Genomic DNA, 5005 nt, shown 5'->3' on the forward strand with positions numbered 1-5005 from the left:
TGAAGCGGCGCGACATATTCGGGGGGTTTTGAGTGAGATATTCGATTGCAAAAGATGTTTCGCTGGCGGCAAAAGAATTGCAGCGATAGTAATCGCGGCGCAAAAAAAGGGGCCGGTTGGCCCCATTTTTTCTTTCTGGTGGATCAGATCAATGCAGCCTGAGCGGCAGCGGCCAGGTCAAGGGTGCCGCTGGCGATGGCCTCGATGTCCTCTTTGGGGAGCCGACGCAGCAGGTTGAGGCGCTCTTCAGCCAGCACTTGAGCGGCCAGGGCCGGCCAGTCGGTGAAGGTGGCGGCGTCTTGTACGGCGGCACGGTTGCGGCGCGCCATGCCGGTGAAGTAGTGGCTAAGTGCTTCAGTGGCGGTGTTCATGCTTTGCTCTGGTTGGGTTGGCGATGCCCCCATTACCGCTCCGGTTGGCGCAGCCAGCAAGTACTGTTGAGCGGGCTGTCGACTTATTGCGACTTACGCGAAGCTGCGGATGACCAGCTCGCCTGCGCGGCTCCGCTGTCCGGTTTTTGCAACGGTGTACGTCAGCTCCACCCGCTCCATTTGCAGCCCACTGAAGGCAGCACGCATCTGCGGTATGTCGTTGGTTGAGACGATCATCTTGCCCTTGATGCTGCGCATCAGATCGGCCAGGCGCTCGTATTGGTCAAGCGGGAAGTCCACTCCGTAGCCCTCAGTGCCCCAGTATGGCGGGTCGCAATAAAACAGGGTGTGCGACCTGTCGTAACGGCGGATGCACTCGGCCCAATCCAAATGCTCGACGCAGGTGCCTGCCAGGCGCAGGTGGGCTGCGGACAAGTCTGCCTCCAGGCGCAGCAGGTTCAGGTGAGGAGGCGCTACTGTGGCTGTGCCGAAATTCTGGCCCGCAACCTTGCCCCCGAAGGCGAGTTTTTGTAGATAGAAAAAGCGCGCGGCGCGCTGGATATCGGTCAATGGTTCGGTGGGGGTGGTCTGCAGCCACTTGAATATCTGGCGGCTGGTCAAGGCCCACTTGAACTGCCGCACGAACTCCTCCAGATGGTGCTGCACCACCCGGTACAAATTGACCAGGTCGCCATTGATATCGTTAAGCACCTCAGCTTTGACGGGATCTTTCAAAAAGTAGAGCGCTGCCGCGCCGCAAAAGGGCTCGACGTAGCAGGTGTGCGGCGGGAAATGCGGCAGGATGTGCCGCGCCAGGCGGCGCTTGCCGCCAATCCAAGGGATGATAGGTGTTGCCATGTTTGCAAGTCTTTTGCGTGCGCCGCAAAGCGCACCAGGTTTCTGATAGGCTTACCCCGCTCTCGCGAGAGTGGCGGGCCTTGGCCAAACTTGCAGGCTTGCTCTGCGGGGGAGGCGGCTGGCGGCGGTGCTCTCAACACCACCGGCAGTCGCCCGTCTTTTTTTTCGGCTTACGGCCCGGCCCCTTCGATGGCGGGCAGCGGCGCTACCCACAAGTTGAAGCCGGGCCGCAAAATCAGGGTGCCGACAGTCTCGCCGCCGCAGGTGGCGGTAGCGGTCAATTCGCCCCACCATTGGGCGTCGGAGCCTCCCGCGGGCCAACCGGGGCCGACCGACACGCGCAGGCTTGCCCCTACTTGCTCGACCACCAGGCCCGCCCATTGGGCACCAGCGGGCAGGCCGGACGCATCGTCGGCCCACGTCCATTGCACGTCGCACAGGGTGCGGCCCAGCACCACGGCGCGCCAGACCTGAGTGACCTCGTTATTTATTTCCGCGTATCCCGCGACAAGCCGGTCGGCTGTCCACTGCCACGTCTCGTCGCTGTAGGTGGCCCCAGACGCCACGGCGCGCTGCACCGACCAAACTGATGCCCCCCACTCGCCCTCTGACCAGCCCGACCAGTCGCTGAACCACGCCACGCCGTCCGCGTCGCACGCGCACCCGTCCGCGCTGGCGCTGGCCGCTGGCGCGGCTGCGGTGGCCTCGGGGCGCAGCTGCACCTCGACCTGCACGGTCTGGCCGGGCACTTGCTGCGCCGTCCGGCTGGGGAAAAAGCGCCGCCGCAAGGTCATACCACCACCACCGTCTCGGTGGCCGGATAGCCGTCGGCCTGTACCAGCAGTACGTGGCGGCCGCGCTCGACCGGGAACGACACGCGCCCGGCCGAGTCGGCAATGCGCGTGGTTTGCCCGTCCAGCGTGATGCGCGCACCGGCCAACACCTGGCCCTGCTCATCGCGGGCGGTAAAGATAATTTCGCCGTCGGCCACCTCCACCGTGATCCCGGCTTGCACGACCGGATCGAACGCGGTGGAAAGGCGTGTGGTCTCGATGGCGGGCACGTCGCCCACCGGAGCCTCGATGGTGCACGACAGGCTGGCGGCAGCCAGATCCAGCTCGGCGTTGATCAGGCGGTGGCGGCCTTGTATGGGCGACAGGGGGTGCGCCACATCCACCCACGCACCAGTGGCCACGTCGACCAGCGTCTGTTGCCACGTCACGCGCCAGCGCGGGCGCGCCAGCTGCGCCAGCATGCGTTGGCCCAGCGCCTCAGCATGGCGCGGCGTGCGCAGCCAGGGGGCGGCCCACTCCAGCTCCAGCGCGCCGTGGTCTTTTACGGCGTCAGGCGCTTGCAGTTGGATGGCGCGCCGGTAGCGCGCGCCCGCATGGTCGTAGTCGTACAGCACGCGCAGCACGGTGTAGATACCGGTGGCCGCCGTGGCCGCCGACAGGCCGCTGGCAGTAAGCGAGTTGACGGCCAACGCGGGGGCGGCGTCATCAGCCACCGGCGGCCAGGTGGTGGCAATGCCCGGCATGCCCGCTGCCCACGCGCCGCCTGCGGATTGCACAATGGCGTCCACCGCCGTGCGGATGCTCACACTGTTGTCCGCCAGCACGCCGCCCAGCATCAAGTGCGCGGTCTCGGTGCGGTAGCCGTCCAGGTCGGCCCAAACCACTGGCGCACCAGCCAGGCGGGCCAGCACGTCGTGCACGATCTCGGCGGGCGTTTGCAGCAGCAGCCCCGTGTCCGGGTGCATGCGCCCGCGCAGGCTGACAGCCAGGCGCTCGCCCTCGGCCAAGGGGTCAGCCAGCTCAATAAAAGCCAGCGCATGGCCTGCGCTGTCCACCCCGTTGTGCCAGGCCCAGGCCGCAGTGCGCACATCGTCGCGCAGCACCTCGTCCACGCCCTCGATAGGGTGGTCGGCCAACACGAACACGCGCTGGTCATCGCTGTACTGGATGGGCGTGACGGTGGCACTGCCGTAGGCCCAGGGCAGCACGCGCACCTCGCGCCAGCCGCCCCATACGGTGGTGGTGCGCAGCGGCAGGTTGTCGGACAGCGGCCGATCCAGGCCCGCCTCCAGGCTGATGCGGGCGTTGCCCGTCAAGTCCAGCGCTGTCACGATGCCGTTAAAAATCACCCCGCTGCTGGTGCGCACCTGCGCCGCGCGGCGCATGGGCGGACGCTGGCCCCACAAGCGGGTGAGCGCGCCATCAGCATTAGCCAGCTGCGCATCCATGTTGCTGGTGGGGGCCGCCGCAATACCCGGCACCGACAGCGGTCGCTGAATGGCGGATAAGCCCAAAAGCAGCGGCAGCACACGGTCGCCCGCTGCTGGCGCGCCTTGCGCGGGCACCAAGCTGGTCACGCAGCCGTCTGCGCCGCCGTCAACGTCCAGCCAGGCGGCCGAGACAATGGAGCTCATCCAACGGCCCTCATGCGTACACCGGATCCAGCGCCAACTGCGCCGACAGCAGGCGCTGCCCCGCATCGTCGGGCTGGTATGCGTGCACGTCGCTGACCTCCAGTGCGTCGGCGGCGTAGCGCACCAGGCTGGCGTCTTGCGGGTGCAGGTGATGGGGCACAAATATGAGCGGCTCATCGGCCTGCTGCGCCCAGTCCAGCAGCGGCAGCAGGGCCTGCAGGTCGGCATCCAGCAGGCGGCTGGCCGCCGCGTCACCGGTCTCCCAGGCCAGCGACCAGCTGTCGCCCATGCCCGCGTACAGGCCGACCGGGTTGGCACCATCGCCGCGGCTCACGGCCCAGCGCCGCGTGCGCGTGCATCGGCTGGCGTGGTGGTCGGTGGCCAGCGGCGCACCGGCCCACAGCCAGCCGATGTGGCCACCCGCCGCGCCCGAGACTGTGATGCGCACGTAGCGCGCCGCCACGCCCTGGTGCTGCGGCCATTGCAGCGGCCCATTGGTGGACTGCGCCCCCAAAAAGCGCACCGCCACGGCCCGCGAAACGTCAAACGACAGCGTGGCGCTCCAGGCCACGCTGTCGTTTGAGGTCTCCACCGTCACCACCGCGCCCGCAGGCAGCTGGTAGCGCGCCAATGCCACGGCCTGCAGGGTCTGCACGCTGCCCAGGTCAACGGTCAGTGTGGCGGCGTCGCCCACCCAGCCCCAGGCGGCGGCATCGGCGGCACGCGCGTGGCTCACGGCCCAGGGCTGGTGCACGGCAAAGGTGTACGCATCGCCAGGCGCGAACGACGGGGCCGCGCCGGGGGCGAAGTGCAGCACCAGGCCATCGGCCAGGGCGGCTGCGCCCGATGCGGGAATGTCGGCCACCGCGTTCCACGCGCCACCATTGGCGCGCCAGCGGTATTGCCCGGCCTCTATCGCCAAACTAAATACATCCCCCAGGCTGAACGGGATGCCGCCCAGTGCCAATTGCAAATCGACCCCAGCCGCGCTGTATACCGGCGCGGCTGTGCCATCGGTGGGCACCACGTAGTCGGGTAGCGCACCCGATGCGCCCCCCGCCACGCGCCAGGTCTGCACGTCGGTGCCGTCCACGCCGCCTGCCAGCCAGGCGGGGCCTGCGGCCACGGTTTGGATGGTGGCCTCGTCACCCACCTGATACGGGCGCTCGCCATCGACCTGCTCGATGCGGATGGTCAGCTCGTCGCCCGCCAGCAGGCGCGACTCGCAAGCCACCACCAGGCCGAAACCGAACTCTTGCGTGCTGTAGGGCGCGCCGGTTTCGGTGTTGCGCCGGGCGCTCACGTAAGCCTGGTTGCTGAATGCGGGCAAGTAATAGCCATCGACGTC

Annotated in this window: 5 protein-coding genes; all 5 read right to left on the reverse strand. The window is 67.6% G+C overall.

The features are described 5' to 3' along the window. Positions 1 to 143: 143 nt before the first annotated feature. Positions 144 to 371 carry a hypothetical protein gene (locus ACK5NW_RS03880; protein WP_416925235.1) on the reverse strand — a complete coding sequence of 76 codons (228 nt, stop codon included), beginning with the start codon at positions 369 to 371 and terminating at the stop codon, positions 144 to 146. Positions 372 to 464: 93 nt separating this feature from the next. Then, positions 465 to 1229 carry a DNA adenine methylase gene (locus tag ACK5NW_RS03885; protein WP_416925237.1) on the reverse strand — a complete coding sequence of 255 codons (765 nt, stop codon included), beginning with the start codon at positions 1227 to 1229 and terminating at the stop codon, positions 465 to 467. A 170-nt stretch (positions 1230 to 1399) separates the two neighbouring features. Continuing rightward, entirely contained in the window at positions 1400 to 2023 is a 624-nt protein-coding gene (locus ACK5NW_RS03890; protein ID WP_416925239.1) for a hypothetical protein, read from the reverse strand. After that, on the reverse strand, positions 2020 to 3657 hold the full coding sequence (locus ACK5NW_RS03895) for a carboxypeptidase-like regulatory domain-containing protein (protein WP_416925241.1): 1638 nt from the start codon (positions 3655 to 3657) through the stop codon (positions 2020 to 2022). Before ACK5NW_RS03895 ends, ACK5NW_RS03890 begins: the two co-directional genes overlap by 4 nt. 10 nt (positions 3658 to 3667) lie before the next feature. Beyond that, positions 3668 to 5005 (reverse strand): discoidin domain-containing protein (locus ACK5NW_RS03900; RefSeq protein ID WP_416925243.1); only part of this gene is annotated, 1338 nt, incomplete at its 5' end.

Source organism: Ottowia sp., from assembly GCF_047975795.1.
GTDB lineage: Bacteria > Pseudomonadota > Gammaproteobacteria > Burkholderiales > Burkholderiaceae_C > Ottowia.

Coding starts and splice junctions, on each gene's coding strand:
- ACK5NW_RS03890 (WP_416925239.1), bottom strand. CDS start 2,023: ATGACCTTGCGGCGGCGCTTTTTCCCCAGCCGGACGGCGCAGCAAGTG.
- ACK5NW_RS03880 (WP_416925235.1), bottom strand. CDS start 371: ATGAACACCGCCACTGAAGCACTTAGCCACTACTTCACCGGCATGGCG.
- ACK5NW_RS03885 (WP_416925237.1), bottom strand. CDS start 1,229: ATGGCAACACCTATCATCCCTTGGATTGGCGGCAAGCGCCGCCTGGCG.
- ACK5NW_RS03895 (WP_416925241.1), bottom strand. CDS start 3,657: ATGAGCTCCATTGTCTCGGCCGCCTGGCTGGACGTTGACGGCGGCGCA.